10 protein-coding genes are annotated in these 14,780 nt (G+C 66.1%); 4 read left to right on the plus strand and 6 right to left on the minus strand.

The window, feature by feature from the left end; all coding sequences use genetic code 11:
* Positions 1-111 precede the first annotated feature (111 nt).
* Positions 112-1,707 carry a LysM peptidoglycan-binding domain-containing protein gene (locus tag P9254_RS16975; RefSeq protein ID WP_278056418.1) on the minus strand — a complete coding sequence of 532 codons (1,596 nt, stop codon included), beginning with the start codon at positions 1,705-1,707 and terminating at the stop codon, positions 112-114.
* A gap of 116 nt (positions 1,708-1,823) precedes the next feature.
* Here P9254_RS16975 and P9254_RS16980 point away from each other — a divergent pair, with 116 nt between their 5' ends.
* On the plus strand, positions 1,824-2,435 hold the full coding sequence (locus P9254_RS16980; RefSeq protein WP_278056416.1) for a TIGR00730 family Rossman fold protein: 612 nt from the start codon (positions 1,824-1,826) through the stop codon (positions 2,433-2,435).
* A gap of 66 nt (positions 2,436-2,501) precedes the next feature.
* Here P9254_RS16980 and P9254_RS16985 read toward each other — a convergent pair whose 3' ends face one another.
* Positions 2,502-3,389: a LysR substrate-binding domain-containing protein gene (locus P9254_RS16985; protein WP_278056414.1), complete on the minus strand. Its 888-nt coding sequence runs from the start codon at positions 3,387-3,389 to the stop codon at positions 2,502-2,504.
* Positions 3,390-3,505: 116 nt separating this feature from the next.
* On the opposite strand from P9254_RS16985, the gene P9254_RS16990 reads away from it, so the two are divergent.
* The gene (locus tag P9254_RS16990) at positions 3,506-3,796 is read left to right on the plus strand and encodes a muconolactone Delta-isomerase family protein (RefSeq protein ID WP_066997354.1); all 291 of its coding nucleotides are present in this window, start codon (positions 3,506-3,508) and stop codon (positions 3,794-3,796) included.
* A 295-nt stretch (positions 3,797-4,091) separates the two neighbouring features.
* On the opposite strand, the gene P9254_RS16995 is transcribed toward P9254_RS16990, so the two are convergent.
* The 3 genes from P9254_RS16995 to P9254_RS17005 are packed head-to-tail and all read right to left on the minus strand — an operon-like array spanning position 4,092 to position 11,916.
* Entirely contained in the window at positions 4,092-7,310 is a 3,219-nt protein-coding gene (locus tag P9254_RS16995) for an efflux RND transporter permease subunit (RefSeq protein ID WP_278056412.1), read from the minus strand.
* A complete protein-coding gene (locus P9254_RS17000; RefSeq protein ID WP_278056556.1) occupies positions 7,307-10,408 on the minus strand; it encodes a multidrug efflux RND transporter permease subunit in 3,102 nt (1,033 codons plus the stop codon). Before P9254_RS17000 ends, P9254_RS16995 begins: the two co-directional genes overlap by 4 nt.
* A 29-nt stretch (positions 10,409-10,437) precedes the next feature.
* Positions 10,438-11,916, minus strand: a complete 1,479-nt coding sequence (locus P9254_RS17005; RefSeq protein WP_278056410.1) for an efflux RND transporter periplasmic adaptor subunit — start codon at positions 11,914-11,916, stop codon at positions 10,438-10,440.
* Positions 11,917-12,377: 461 nt separating this feature from the next.
* Between P9254_RS17005 and P9254_RS17010 the strand changes: the two genes are divergently transcribed.
* Both P9254_RS17010 and P9254_RS17015 read left to right on the plus strand, forming a co-directional pair.
* Positions 12,378-13,730 (plus strand): hypothetical protein, encoded by a 1,353-nt coding sequence (locus P9254_RS17010; protein ID WP_278056408.1) that lies wholly within the window; start codon positions 12,378-12,380, stop codon positions 13,728-13,730.
* Positions 13,731-13,771: 41 nt separating this feature from the next.
* Positions 13,772-14,080: a CorA family divalent cation transporter gene (locus tag P9254_RS17015; protein WP_278056406.1), complete on the plus strand. Its 309-nt coding sequence runs from the start codon at positions 13,772-13,774 to the stop codon at positions 14,078-14,080.
* A gap of 4 nt (positions 14,081-14,084) precedes the next feature.
* Here the strand turns inward: P9254_RS17015 and P9254_RS17020 are convergent, their stop codons facing one another.
* Complete coding sequence (locus P9254_RS17020) at positions 14,085-14,771, minus strand: glutathione S-transferase family protein (protein ID WP_278056404.1); 687 nt, start codon at positions 14,769-14,771, stop codon at positions 14,085-14,087.
* Between the last annotated feature and the right edge of the window lie 9 nt (positions 14,772-14,780).

A 14,780-nucleotide genomic window follows, 5' to 3' on the forward strand; every position in this document is an offset into this window, starting at 1 on the left:
AAACGATGGAGGATGAGAGGGCAAGCCAGGCGGATGGGTAGCACGGTAGGAAGTGTCGAACGCCGGCGTCCCTCTGCCCTGCCGGACATCCCCACGAGGGGGATTGCGCTCTTACTCCGTCTTTGGCGCCGTCATCTGGTCACCCATGGCCTTCATGTCGGCCGGCTCGCCTTCCTTCGACTTGCCGGGGACCTTGAAGACCTGACCGGGCCAGATGCGGTCGGGATTGCGGATCTGATCCTGGTTGGCGAGATAGATGGTCGAGTAGCGCACGCCATGGCCATAGACGCGCCGCGAGATGCGCCAGAGCGTATCGTTGCGGCGGATGATGACGGCTCCATCGACGTGTTCGAGCTTCGGCGCCATGGTTTCAGGCACGTCGGCCGCAGGATTCGCTTCGGCGACCTCGGCCGACGTGTCGGCGGTCGCGGCGGGCTTGCCCGCTTCGTCGGTAGCGGTGGCCGGCGCCGTCGTCTCGGCGGGATTGGCCGCCCCGGACTTCGCCTCCGCGGGCTGGGACCCCGCACCCTGGGCGAGCTTGCTGTCGGCGGGCTTGGTCTGGTTGGGCGCGACGGCGGCAATCGACTCGCCGGGCTCGCGTTCGAACGGGACAGCGGCGCGGGCGACGACCTTGACGCCGTCGTCGGCCAGGCCGTCGACATGAATGGTGTGGTTGCCGACCGGAATGTCGCGCGCCGCCTCGATCAGGAAATGGCCGTCAGGCGAAGTTTTCGCCTCGCCAAGCAGTACATCGTCGGCATAGGCGCGCACCTTGCGGCCGGGATCGGCCCTGCCCGCGACGAAGATCTTGCCGCCGTCGATCTCAACCGCCTCGACGGCGATCTTCGGTTCGTCTGCGGCGGCGTTCTGGGTCGCGGGAGCCGAAGCCTGATCCGTAGCTGCCGGTGCCTTTGCAGCCGGCGGCGCCGCCGGGGCAGACGCCGCCGGCGCGGTTGCGGCCGGGACCTGCGGATCCGGGGCGGCTGCCTGACCGGTGGCGGCAGTTGCCGCCGGCTTGGCCGCGGGCTGCGGAATAGTCAGCAATTCGGACGGCTTGCCGGGCTCCTCGACCATCGCCAGCACCTGGCCGGTCGGGCTCTGCGGCACCGAGACGACGGCGGTCTGCGCCGAGGCGACGGCGACGCCGCCAGCGGTCGAGCGCAGCGTGATCGTGTAGTCGCCCGGCTTCAGCGGATCGTCGAGCACGATGGCGAAGGCACCATCGGGACCGGCATCGGTCGAGCCGAGCACCGTGCCGCCGTTCAGGACCTCGACCTTGGCATTGGGCGCCGCGCTGCCGGCGACGACAATCGAGCCATTGCCTTCGACGCGCACGACATCGAAGGTTGGCAGCGTGGGTCCTGCGGCGGCCGGCGCCTGAGCGGCCGGCGCGGATTCCGCCGGGGCCGTCGCGTTGTTGGCAGGCGCCATTGCATTGTTGGCGGGCGCCATCTTGTTGGCCGGCGCCATCGTGTTGTTGGCCGGCGCCATTGTATTGGCCGGGGCTTGCGCCTGCGGCACGCGCGCCTCGGTGGAGGTGCTTGAGGATTCGGCCGGCTTCGTGCCTGCCTGCGGCAGCGACGCGACCTGCGGCGGATTCTGCTTGTTGATGTATGGGTCGAGCGCGCCCGACCCGTAGGCGACCGCCGCGACGACGGCAACGCCGCCCGCCGCGAACAAAAACGCCTTGGAAGAATTGATAGCCATAATCTTTTCTGCCCCTTAGCCACCTAACGCCGGTCTAGCGTGTTTTCACCAAGCTCACAAGAAAAAGCCCGTCCTTGGGCTTGACCGCGCCAACCGTCCCTATCACCAATCATGACATGAACACGATTCGATCCGTCTGCGTCTATTGCGGTTCGTCTCCGGGCCGCGACGAGGCCTATGTCAAGGCCGGCCACCTGCTCGGCCGCTCGCTGGCGAAGTCCGGCCTGCGCGTGATCTATGGCGGCGGCACCAAGGGAATCATGGGCGCCGTCGCAGACGGGGCACTCAAGGCCGGCGGCAAGGTGACCGGCATCATCCCGCGCTTCCTGATCAACAAGGAGGCGACCGAGACCGCTCTCGACAAGCTCGACGAGCTGGTGATCACCGATAACATGCACGAGCGCAAGCACAGGATGTTCGAGAAATCCGACGCCTTCGTGGCGCTGCCGGGCGGCATCGGCACGGTCGAGGAGATCGTCGAGATCATGACCTGGGCGCAACTCGGCCATCACCGCAAGCCGATCGTGTTCGCCAACATCAAGGCCTTCTGGGACCCGATGCTGGCGCTCATCGAGCACATGTCGGGCGAAGGCTTCATCCACACCGCACATAGGGTGAAGCCGCTGGTGGTCAACGACCCCGAGGCCATCGTCGCCGCCATCATGGTGGCGGGCTCGTCGGTCGACGCGCCGACGGAAGGTGTGCAGGCGGTGATCGACAAAATGTAAGGTGAATGGTGAATGGTGCGGATCGCGCGAGCCGAAATCTGTCCAGCGCCAGATAGCAACCATTCGCTATTCACCATTCACCGTCCTCCTCAAATCCTCAATCACCGCCCTCCGGTCATTGCGCCGCCAGGCGAGATGGATTTCAACGCTGCGCTTGAACCATGGCAGGTCGCGAAAGACGATGCCGGCCAGCGCAGCGCTTTGCAGGCTTTCCTGTACCGTCGCCAGGCCCAGCCCGGCGCTGACCAGGCCGAGCGAGGTCAAGGGATCGGCCGTCTCGTAGGCGATGTCGGGCACGAAACCGGCCTCCATGCAGGCCGCCAGGAACTGCGCGCGGTTGGTGTCATCGGGTTGGCGCACGACGGTGATCCAGACGCGGGCGTCAAGATGGCGGGGCCTGATGTCGCTCGCATCGACAAGCGGATCGCCTTCGGGGATCGCCAGCACCAGCGGTTCGCGCCGCACCAGCATGCTCTCGATATCCGGATCGCCTTGCGGCGTCGGCGCGTAGACGAATCCGAGGTCGAGCACGCGCTGGCGCAGATCCTCGAACTGCGCGGCCGTGCGGCGGCTTCTCAGTTGCAGATGAAAATCCGGCCGCTCGCGGCGGAATTCCCTGAGCATCGCAGCGATCAGCCCGGCATGCACCGCCCCCTCGACGTAGCCGATGGCGAGGCTGCCGGTCGCGCCGCTTGCAAGCTTGCGGCCGAGCTCCTCCAGCCGCGCGGCATTGACGAGCAGAGCGCGCGCCTCGGCAAGGAAAGCCCTGCCCTCGGCGTTGAGATGGACGCGCTGCTTCGATCGCTCGAAAAGCGTGACGCCGAGTTGCTCCTCGAGGTGCATGATCTGCCGGCTCAAGGGGGACTGCGAGATATGCAACTGCTCGGCGGCGCGGCCGACATTGCCGGCCTCGGCGACGGCGACGAAATAGCGGATCTGCCGCAGGTCGAGCATTCTGCGTCTCTATGATTTAAGTCCTTCAAGGTCTGAACTTTATCCTAATCAGTCTTGGACAGTCTGACCAGCCGGCGCGATATCTGCCGCATCAACCGGCCACAAAGGAGACCGCCATGCAGTTCTTTGCCCTTCTCACCCGCAACACCGAAAAGTTCAGCGATAGCGATTTCGCGCCGCTGCTTCCGGGCGAAGCCGAGCAGCGGCGCACGCTCTATGCGCAAGGCGCCGTGCGCCAGGTCTGGAACCGCGGTGACATCCCCGGCAGCGGCATGATGTTCGAGGCTGCCGACGACAAGGAGGTGCGCGGCCATCTCGCCACCCTGCCGCTGGTCGAGGCCGGAATGATGGACATCGCGGCGATCGTGCCGCTCAATCCCTATCCCGGCTTCGGCCCGAAGCGCTGAGACCGGCATGAAGAGAGGTGCTGCCGCTCACCCGGCAGCACCTATAGACCAAGGATGCGACGCAAAAGGCCCGCTCGCGACGCCCCGGTGTAGCGCTCGGGCAATGGCCGGGTGAGCAGGAACTGGTCGCGCCCTTCGAGGGCGCATCCGATGATGAAGCATCGTGCCAGTTCACGAAGCGATAGCACAGATCTCACGATCAAGCGCGTTGGGTAGCGTTGAGGGAGATGAAGGCGCGCCGGGCCGAACTGTTTCGCTTCGCGCGGTCGAACAACTCAAAGGTCGCGGTGCCCGATCACTCCGCCGGCGCCACTCGCAGCGTCGGTCCGCGGGCGCTGAGCCGGTCGAGATAGAGATAGACGACCGGGGTGGTGTAAAGCGTGAGAAGCTGCGAGACGATGAGGCCGCCGACGATCGCGATGCCGAGCGGCTGGCGCAGCTCCGCCCCAGTGCCGGTCTCGAGCGCCAACGGCAAGGCGCCGAGCAAAGCCGCAAAGGTCGTCATCATGATCGGCCGGAAGCGCTGGAGGCTCGCCTTGTGGATGGCTTCTCGCGGCGCAAGCCCTTCCTGGCGCTCGGCCTGCAAGGCCATGTCGATCATCATGATGGCGTTCTTCTTGACGATGCCGATCAACAGGATGATGCCGATCAGCGAGATCACGTCGAATTCCATGCCGGTGACGATGAGCGCGAGCAGCGCGCCGATGCCGGCCGAGGGCAGCGTCGACAGGATGGTGATCGGGTGCACGTAGCTTTCGTAGAGCACGCCGAGCACGACATAGATCGTGGCGAGCGCGGCAGCGATCAGCAGGAGCTCGTTGAGCAGGTTGGAGCGGAAGGCGAGCGCCGTACCGGCAAGCGAGCCGTGGATCGACACCGGCATTTTCAGCTCCGCCATGGCGCGGTCGATTGCCGCCGAGGCGTCGCCGAGCGTGGCGCCATCGGCAAGGTTGAACGAGATCGTCGTGGCGACGAAGTGGCCCTGGTGGTTGACCGAAAGCGGCGTGGTCGCCGGACCGTAGGTGCTGAAGGCGGCGAGCGGCACCATGGTCTCGGCCGAGGTGCTGACGGCGGCGCCGCTCGAGGCGCTGCCGTGGCCGGTGACGGCGATCGCATTGGTCGCCTGATTCTGCAGCGAGCCCGACAGGCTGCCGGCCAGCGCGTTGGTCTTCTGCGTGCCGCTCGCCGCCGCGCCCGAGGTGCTGACATAGATGCCGTTGAGCGCGCTCGGATCCTGCAGATAGCGCGGCGCGACTTCCATCACCACGTGATATTGGTTGCGGGCGTTGAAGATGGTCGACACCTGGCGCTGGCCGAAGGCGTCGTAAAGCGTGTTGTCGATGCTCGCCGGCGTCAGGCCAAGCCGGGCCGCGCTCTCGCGGTCGACGGTGATGTTGGTTTCGAGCCCGGCCTCGTCGCGATCCGAATTGACGTCGGTTAGCTCCGGCGCCTGTTTCAGCAATTCGACGAGTTTCGGCGCCCATTCGTCGAGATCCGCGGTCGTATCGGCCTGCAGCGTGTATTGATAGGTGGCGAGGCTTTGGCGGCCGCCGACCCTGATCTCCTGGCGCGGGTTGAGGAAGAGCTGCGCGCCGGGCAATTGCCTGAGCTGCGCGCGCAGCCGCCCCAGCACCGCTTGCAGCGGCGCACGATCGCCCTTCGGCTTCAGGTTGACATAGACGAAGCCGGAGTTGGTCTGGCGGCCGCCGATATAGCCGACGACGTTCGCCACCGCCGGGTCGCTCTTCAGGATCGTCTCCAGCCGCTCGAATTTCTGCCGCATCAATTGGAAGGAAATGGCCTGGTCGGCGCGCAGGCCGCCGATCAGCTCGCCGGTGTCCTGCTGCGGGAAGAAGCCCTTCGGCACGATCGTATAGAGGTAGACGTTGAGCGCGACGGCCGCGATCAGGATGATGAGCATCGCCTCGGCATTCTCGAGCGACCAGGCGAGCGAGCGGCCGTAGCCGGCGCGGACGCGCTCGAAGACGCTTTCGCCGAAGCGGGCGAGGATGGAACGGCGCTCCGACCGGACTGCACCCGCGCGCAAAAAATGCGCGCACATCATCGGGGTCACCGTCAGCGACAGCACCAGCGAAATGGCGATCGCCAGCGACAAGGTCATGGCGAATTCCTGGAACAGGCGGCCGAGTATGCCGCCCATCAAAAGGATCGGCAGGAACACGGCGACGAGAGAAGCGCTCATCGACAGAACGGTGAAGCCGACCTCCTGAGCGCCGACCAGTGCCGCCCGGCCGCGCGGCATGCCGTCCTCGATGTGGCGCATGATGTTTTCCAGCACCACGATGGCGTCGTCGACGACGAAGCCGGTGGCGATGGTGAGCGCCATCAAGGACAGATTGTTGAGCGTGTAGCCGAGCAGGTACATCGCCCCGAAGGTGCCGAGGATCGAGACCACCAGCGCCACGCTCGGGATCAGCGCCGCGCGCCAGTCGCGCAAAAAGCAGAACACCACGAAGACGACCAGCAGCACCGCCAGCACCAGCGTCAGCTCGGTGTCGCGCAGCGAGCCGCGGATGGTGAGGCTGCTGTCGGACGCGATGCTGAGGCGCGCATCCGCCGGCACCGAAGCCTGCAGCGTCGGGATCAGCGCGCGCACGCGGTCGACCGTGTCGATGATGTTGGCGTTGGGCTCGCGATAGAGCACCAAAAGCACGGCCGGCACGCCATTGGCGAGGCCGAGATTGCGCACGTCCTCGACCGAGTCCTCGACATCTGCGATGTCGGCGAGGCGCACCGCCGCACTGTTGCGCCAGGCGATCACCAGGTCGCGATAGTCGGCGGCATGGCTCGCCTGGTCGTTGGTGTAGAGCTGGTAGCGGAGCGCGCCGTCCTCCTCGAAGCCCTTCGGACTGCGGGCATTGGCCGAGGCAAGTGCGGCGCGCACATCCTCCAGGCCGATGCCGTAATGGAACAGCGCCCCCGGATTGAGCTCCACCCGAACGGCGGGCAGCGACGAGCCGCCGAGGTCGACATTGCCGACACCCTCGACCTGGGACAGGCGCTGCTGCAGCACGGTCGCGGCGGCATCGTAGAGCTGACCGGGTGTGAGTGTGCGCGAGGTCAGCGCCAGGATCATCACCGGTGCGTCGGCGGGATTGTATTTGCGGTAGGTCGGGTTGCTGCGCAGGTCGGACGGGAGGTCGGCGCGCGCGGCGTTGATGGCGGCTTGAACATCGCGCGCGGCGCCGTTGATGTCCCGATCGAGGTCGAATTGCAGCACAACATTGGTCGAGCCGGTGCCGGAGCGCGACGTCATCTCGGAAACCCCGGCGATCTGGCCGAGATGCCGTTCGAGCGGCGCCGCGACATCGGTCGACATCGTGTCGGGGCTGGCGCCCGGCATCGAAGCCTGCACCGAGATGGTCGGGAAATCCACCTTGGGCAGCGGCGCGACGGGAAGATTGACGTATGCGATCAGGCCCGACGCCGCCAATCCGATGGCCAGCAGCGTCGTGGCGACCGGCCTGGCGATGAAGGGCGCGGAGAGATTCACGGCGTGAGCCCGCCGGCCGGCGCTCTCGCTTCACGCGCCCCCGACCGCGTCAGTCTATCGAAGGCAAGGTAGATCACCGGCGTGGTGAAGAGCGTCAGCACCTGGCTGACGATCAGCCCGCCAACGATGGTGATGCCGAGCGGCTGGTGCAATTCCGAGCCGGCAAGGCCGCCGAGCAGGAGCGGAAGCGCCCCGAACAGCGCGGCCATCGTCGTCATCAGGATCGGCCGCAACCGCAGCAAGCAGGCTTCGTAAATCGCCTCGCGCGGATCCAGCCCCTGCAGGCGCTCGGCCTGCAGGGCAAAGTCGATCATCATGATGGCGTTCTTCTTGACGATGCCGACCAAGAGCACGATGCCGATGATGCCGATCACGTCGAGATCGTGGCCGGCGAGCATCAGCGCCACCAGCGCGCCCACGGTTGCCGAGGGCAGCGTCGAGAGGATCGTCAGCGGGTGGATGAAGCTCTCATAAAGCACGCCAAGCACGACATAGACGGTGGCGACTGCCGCGAGCATCAGCAGCAGCTCGTTGGAGAGCGAGCTTTGCAAGGCAAGCGCGGCGCCCTGGAAGCCGGTGACCAGGCCGGCGGGCGGCTGCATGTCATGTTCCGCCTTGCTGATCGCCGCGGTGGCGTCGCCGAGCGACACGCCCGGGGCGAGGTTGAAGGAGATGGTCGCGGCCGGGAACTGGGCAACCTGGTTCACCAGCAGCGGCGCCTGCCGGACACTGATATTGGCGATCGCCGATAGCGGCACCTGGCCGGAACCGGAGGACGGCAGGTAGATCGAGCCCAGCGAAGCCGGCGTCTGTCCCCCCGAGGGGTCGGCTTCAATGATGACGCGGTATTCGTTCGACTGGGTGAAGATCGTCGAGATGATGCGCTGGCCGAAGGCATCGTAGAGCGCGTTGTCGACGGTCGCTGGCGTAATCCCGAAGCGTGCCGCCGTCGCTCGGTCGATGGTGATGTCGACCGCAAGCCCGCTCTGCTGGCTGTCGCTGGCTACGTCGGCGAGCTCGGGAAGTGCCGCCAGCCTATCGGTGAGCTTTGATGTCCACGTCGCCAGCTCGGCCGGATCCGAATCCTGCAGAACGTATTGGTACTGCGACGCGCTGGAGGTGGAGTCCACGCTCAGGTCCTGCACCGGCTGCATGTGCAGCGCGATGCCGGTCACGACGTCGGTCTCCCGAGCCAGCCGCCGGATGATCGCGCTGGCATCGGCCGCGCGCTCGTCGCGCGGCTTGAGATTGATCAGCATGTGGCCGCTGTTGGCGGTCATGTTCTGGCCGTCGACGCCGATGAAGGACGACAGGCTCGCGACATCCGGGTCCTTCAGGATGACATCGGCGAGCGCCTGCTGGTGCGCTGCCATGTCGGCGTAGGAGGCCGAGCCCGCGGCCTCGGTGACCGCCGAAATCGCGCCGGTGTCCTGAACCGGGAAGAAGCCTTTCGGGATGACAACATAGAGATAGACGGTGAGCGCAAGCGTGGCTGCGGCGACCAGCAGCGTCAGCGCCTGACGGTCGAGCACCCAGCGCAAGGCGGCGGCATAGCCGTTGGCCACGGCATCGAAGGCGGCCTCGGCGCCGCGCGCCAGCGCGCCCTGCCTGCGTTCGGATGGCGGCTTGAGCAGCCTGGCGCACATCATCGGAACGAGCGTCAACGAGACGATGGCCGAAATGACGATGGCGATTGCAAGCGTGATGGCGAATTCGTGGAACAGGCGGCCGACGACGTCGCCCATGAACAGAAGCGGGATCAGCACCGCGATCAGCGAGACGGTGAGCGAGATGATGGTGAAGCCGATCTGGGCCGAGCCTTCGAGCGCGGCGGTGACCGGATCGTCGCCATGCTTGATGAAGCGCGAGATGTTTTCGATCATGACGATGGCGTCGTCGATGACGAAGCCGGAGGCGATGGTCAGCGCCATCAGCGACAGATTGTCGAGGCTGAAGCCCCAAAGATACATGACCGCGAACGTGCCGATCAGCGACAGCGGCACCGACAGGCTCGGAATGATCGTCGCCGGAATGTTGCGCAGGAACAGGAAGGTGACGAGCACGACCAGAAGCGCCGCCGTCGCCAGCTCGAACTCGACGTCATGGACTGAGGCACGGATGGTGGTCGTGCGGTCGGTCAGCGGCTCGACGGTGACCGCCGCCGGCAAGCCGGCGCGAAGCTGTGGCAGCAGCGCCTTCACCGAGTCGACGACGCGGATGACGTTGGCGCCGGGCTGGCGCTGGATGTTGAGCAGGATCGCCGGCGAGCGGTTTTCCCAAGCGCCCAGCTTCGAGTTCTCCGGCCCCTCTATGATATCGGCGACCTCGCCCAGCCTGACCGGCGCGCCGTTGCGGTAAGCGACGACCATATCCGCATAGGTCTTGGGATCGCTGATCTGGTCGTTGGCGTTGATGGTGTAGGAACGCGCCGGCCCGTCGAAGCTGCCTTTCGGCGTGTTGACGTTGAGCGTGCCGATGGTGGTGCGCAGATCGTCGATGTTGAGCCCCATGGCGGCCAGCGCCTTGAGCTTTACGCGGATGCGCACGGCCGGCCGCTCGCCGCCGGAGATGCTGACCAGCCCGACGCCCGGAAGCTGCGAGATCTTTTGCGCCAGCCGCGTCTCGGCATAGTTCTCGACTTCGGTCAGCGGCAGCGTCTTCGAGGTGATCGCCAGCGTCAGGATCGGCGCGTCGGCCGGATTCACCTTGGCGTAGATCGGCGGCGCCGGCAGGTCGGCGGGCAGAAGGTTGCCGGCCGCGTTGATCGCCGCCTGAACCTCCTGCTCGGCAATATCCAGGCTGAGGTCGAGGCTGAAGCGCAGCGTGATGACCGAGGCGCCGGCCGAACTCCCCGACGACATCTGCTCCAGCCCCGGCATCTGGCCGAACTGGCGCTCCAGGGGCGCGGTGACCGAAGTCGTCATGACCTCCGGGCTGGCGCCGGGATAGAAGGTCTGCACCTGGATCGTCGGGTAGTCGACCTCAGGCAAGGCCGAGAGCGGCAGGAAAAGATAGGCGATCATGCCGACCACCAGGATGGTCGCCATGATCAGCGTGGTGGCCACCGGCCGCAGGATGAAGGGCCGCGACGGGTTCAGCCAGCCGGAGACGAGACCGCTCGGCGTGCTCATTGGGCTTCGCCGGTGTCGCCACCATTTCCGCTGCTACCGCTATTGCCGCTGCCGTCGCGACGATGGTGGCGGTGGTGCTTGCGGCCGGCATCGCCCGATGCGTCCGCGCCGCCGCCTGCCGAGCCTTGGCCCTGGCTGCTCGAGATCGCGGGCGCGTTGCCGGGGTTGACGGCAGACGTATTGCTGGTCGCGGCGGCCCCGCTGCCCCTACCCTCCGCTTGCGGCTGCGCGGGAGATCCAGCGCCGGCGGTCGGCGCGGCGCTGTTGTTAGGCACGGTCACCTTGGCGCCGTCCTTCAGCCGGTCGACGCCATCGACGACCACCTTGGCGCCCGGCGGAAGGCCCGACAGCAATTGCGTCACCGAGGCGTCGCCCGGGCCAAGGGAAACGGTCTTCACCGAGACAGTGCTGTCGTCGTTGAGCTGATAGACGAAAGTGCCTGGAGCGCCGTGCTGGATGGCGGCGTTGGGCAGCACCGTCACGCCGGTCAGCGTGCGCACCAGGAGATGCACGTTGACGAACTGGTTGGGATAAAGCCCGCCGTCGGCGTTAGCAAACACGGCGCGCAGCTTCACGGTGCCGGTGGTCGGATCGATCTGGTTGTCGATCGTCTGCAGCGTGCCTTCGGCGATCTGCTTGGTGTCGTTGCGGTCGAACAAGGTGGCCTTGAGCCCGGCATTGCCATGCGTCTGTTCCAGCACTTCGGCGAGGGTGTCTTCGGGCAGCGAGAACAGCACCGAAATCGGCTGCATCTCGGTGATCACCGCAATGCCGGTGCTGTCGGAAGGCGTGACGTAATTGCCCTGATCGACCAGCCTGAGGCCGATGCGGCCGTCGGCAGGTGCAACGATATGGCTGTTGGCGATATTGACCTCGACGGCCTCGATCTGCGCCTGGTCGGACATGACCGTGCCCTCGTCGGATTGCACGGTCGCGCGCTGCAGGTCGACCGCCTGCTGCGTGATGGCGTTGGAGGTCAGCTTCAGATCGCGGTCGAGGTCGAGCCTGGCATCGGTCAGCAGCGCCTGGTCGTGCTTCAATTGGCCCTGCAATTGATGCAGCGAGGCTTCGAGAGTGCGGTCGTCGACCTGGGCAAGAAAATCGCCCTTCTTCACCATTTCCCCTTCGGTGAAGGCGATCGCGGTGATCTGCCCGCTGACCTGCGGGCGCACGGTCACCGTCGACAGCGAGGTCACCGTGCCCAGCGCCTCCAGCGTGATCGGGATGTCGGCCTGCGTCACCGAGGCGACTGCGACCGGCTGCGCGCCGAGATCGCCGCCCCGGAATCGTTGGCCGCCGCGCGCGCCTTGCTGGTGCACCGGTGCTGGATGGAGCCAGAAGGCGACGCCCGCTCCAGCCGCCACCAGCAGCAGGGCGACCATCCAGCCGCGGCGCCGGCGACGCACGACCACCGGCTTGATGTCTGCCATCGGCTCACGGAGCGGCTGCAGCCGGCTGGCGACTTCGTCGTCCACTTTGTCACCTATCCATCGAACCGCAAGCGGCCAGGTCGACCACGTCCTTGGCCAGCGTCACTGGCCCAAGACGCAATCCGGCCGGGAACATAACGCCGGAACCCGGCCATGCAATTGCGCCCGACATTAAATTCCCGTAAGAATTGAATGGGTTAGGTTGAAGACCACACTCAAAAATGCACGCCCGGGCGAGCTGTTCGGGGACCGTGCCCCCATCGCGTGAGAGTGACCGGCCGCGCCGCGCCGGCCAATGATGACAAGGCTTTAACGGGGTGAACCCGGCCCGCGCGGCGGACCGCCTTTCGACGGTCGGACGGTCGTTCCCGTCCCGGCGCAACCGCAGCCTCCGAGCGGGACCCCACTCCAGCCCGCTCGCAAAGATGTGAACGCAGCGACGTGCGAAGCTGCCCTATTCCTCAGCTTTATCGGCAGCGGGCCGGATCGCGATCGAGAGGGAAGCCATGACCTTTGCCCGGCTGCTCGCCTTGCCCCTGCTCAGCCTGTTGGCGCTCGGCCAGACGACCGCGCAAAGTCCGGACTGGGCCACCTCGCATGACGAACAGGTCGAGGATCTGAAAGTCTTCCGTCACGACTTCCTCGATGTCGACAAGTCTTTTTCCAGCGCCGCCCGCGTGGAAGCGGCATCGCGGCTGCAGGCGCTCGAAACCGCGGCAGGTCCGACCGACGCGACCGTCTTCGCTGTCGATCTCTGCCAGATCGCGGCACTGGCCGACAATGGTCACACGACCTGCAAGTTGCCGCGCGCCAATGGTGTGGCGATGTCTTTGCTACCCATCGACGGCGCCTTCTACGTCATAGCGGCCAGCCCCCAAAACAGCGATCTGCTGGGCAGCCGACTCGCCGGCATCGACGGCCATCCGGCTGCTGAAGTGTCCTCGGCGCTGCGCAGCCTGCATGGCGGCGTGGCGGCATGGCGCGACATCGAGGCGACCGACGCGATCGTCCGGCCCGACCTGCTGCATGCGCTCGGGCTCGCCAATGCCGCCGGCGACGCGACCTTTCGCTTCCAGACGCCCGACGGCCGCATCATCGACCGCAAGCTCGCCCCGGAGCCGCAGCGCCGCGACTGGGTGAAGATTTTTCCCAAGGGCCGCGCGCCCTGGCCGCTGCAGGATCAGGAACAGCCGTTCCGCTGGCGCGATGCGCCCGAACTCGATGGCATCGTCGCCGAGATCAGACGCAACGTCGACGGCAAGACCGGGAAGATCGCCGATTTCCTGGCTGAGGTCGAAGCCGCCCGGGTCCGCCTCGGCCGCAAGAACCTCGTCCTCGACATGCGCTTCAACACCGGCGGCAACTTGATGCTGACCCGCGATGCGCTCAGTTCCTGGCCGTCCCGCGTCAAACCGCCGGGACGGCTGTTCGTGCTGGAAAGCCCGATTACCTTTTCGGCGGGAATTGTCGACGTCGCCTATCTCAAGCAGGCTGGCGGGGACAGGGTCACACTGGTCGGCGAAGCGCCCGGCGACCGCATGATGTTCTTCGCCGATCAGCAGCAGGTGACGCTGCCGCATTCGGGCCTCACGCTGCAGTCCGCGACGCAGCGCTATGACCTTCAAAACGGCTGCAAGGCCTACGCCGATTGTTTCGTCGGCATGGCGCAACCGAGTTCCGCCACGGGCACGACGCCCGTGCTTGTCGCCACCATCGACAAAGGCAAGGGCCGCAAGCCGGTTGCGCTCAAGACGCTGGAGCCCGACATTGCCGCGCCATGGTCGATCGACGATCTGCTCAAGGGTCGCGATCCCGGAATGGCGGCCGTTCAGGCGGCGTTGGCGGGACAGCAGGAGTAGGACTGTTCAGTCGTGTTTTTATAGCGGAAGCGACCGGCGACATGGCGGCAAGGCTCTCGCACCGCGCGCATACGCTGCATCACGACGGCGAGCAGTTGCAGGCGCGAACCCGGCTTTTGCAGGACGAACTGATGGCGAAGCTGACTGAGCGGTTGAACCAGTTGCTCTACATCCTCTCCGTCATGACCGCGGTGCTGCTGCCGATGACCATCATCTCCGGCCTGTTCGGCATGAATGTCGGCGGGCTCCCGCTGGTCGACACGGCGCTCGGCTTCTGGGTGGTGACGGCGATAGCGGTCGTCGTCGCCGGCATCGTCTACATGGTCGTGCGGCGGCTGGGCCGGGTTTAGCGTCCTATGCGCTTGCGCGCAGATCCTCGACGACCGTACCGGCAGCGCGGACTTCCGCCTCATGGTCCGGCTCGCGCCATGTCTCGGCGAGACCGGCCGCATACCATTCGCGCATGGCAGGCAGATCGAGCAACCGCTTGGGATAAGCAGCGGCAGCGCCCTCGAATGCCAGTCCATAGGACTGTGCCCGGAAAGCGACCGGAGCGAAGAAGGCATCGACCGCGGTGAAGTGGTCTCCGGCAAGGAACGGTCCGCCGAAGCGCGCAAGGCCGTCGTTCCACAAGTCGCCCAGGCGGAAGAGATCGTGCTTCAGCGCAGCGGACATCGATGCCAGCTTGACGTGCACGCCACAGCTCATCGGGCAGTCATTGCGCAGCGCGGTAAAGCTCGAATGCATTTCGGCGGCGGCGGAGCGCGCCCATGCGCGCGCTTTCGCATCGGCCGGCCAGACGCCTCGATGACGCTCTGCCAGATATTCGACGATCGAGAGCGAATCCCACACCGCCCAGCCATCGTCGACCAGGCAGGGTACGCGGCCATTCGGCGAGAATGACCGGAAGAGGCTGAAACTTGAACCGGTCGGGAACGGCGTCAGCCGCTCCTCGAAGCGAATGTCGAGGGTCCGCATCAGCAGCCAAGGCCGCAGCGACCAGGACGAATAGTTCTTGTTGCCGATATAAAGCTGGTACATTTGCCGCCC

Origin of the sequence: Mesorhizobium sp. WSM4983, from assembly GCF_029625765.1 — a bacterium.
Lineage (GTDB): Bacteria > Pseudomonadota > Alphaproteobacteria > Rhizobiales > Rhizobiaceae > Mesorhizobium.

Coding starts and splice junctions, on each gene's coding strand:
- P9254_RS17015 (WP_278056406.1), top strand. CDS start 13,772: ATGGCGGCAAGGCTCTCGCACCGCGCGCATACGCTGCATCACGACGGC.
- P9254_RS17010 (WP_278056408.1), top strand. CDS start 12,378: ATGACCTTTGCCCGGCTGCTCGCCTTGCCCCTGCTCAGCCTGTTGGCG.
- P9254_RS16980 (WP_278056416.1), top strand. CDS start 1,824: ATGAACACGATTCGATCCGTCTGCGTCTATTGCGGTTCGTCTCCGGGC.
- P9254_RS17020 (WP_278056404.1), bottom strand. CDS start 14,771: ATGTACCAGCTTTATATCGGCAACAAGAACTATTCGTCCTGGTCGCTG.
- P9254_RS16990 (WP_066997354.1), top strand. CDS start 3,506: ATGCAGTTCTTTGCCCTTCTCACCCGCAACACCGAAAAGTTCAGCGAT.
- P9254_RS16985 (WP_278056414.1), bottom strand. CDS start 3,389: ATGCTCGACCTGCGGCAGATCCGCTATTTCGTCGCCGTCGCCGAGGCC.
- P9254_RS16975 (WP_278056418.1), bottom strand. CDS start 1,707: ATGGCTATCAATTCTTCCAAGGCGTTTTTGTTCGCGGCGGGCGGCGTT.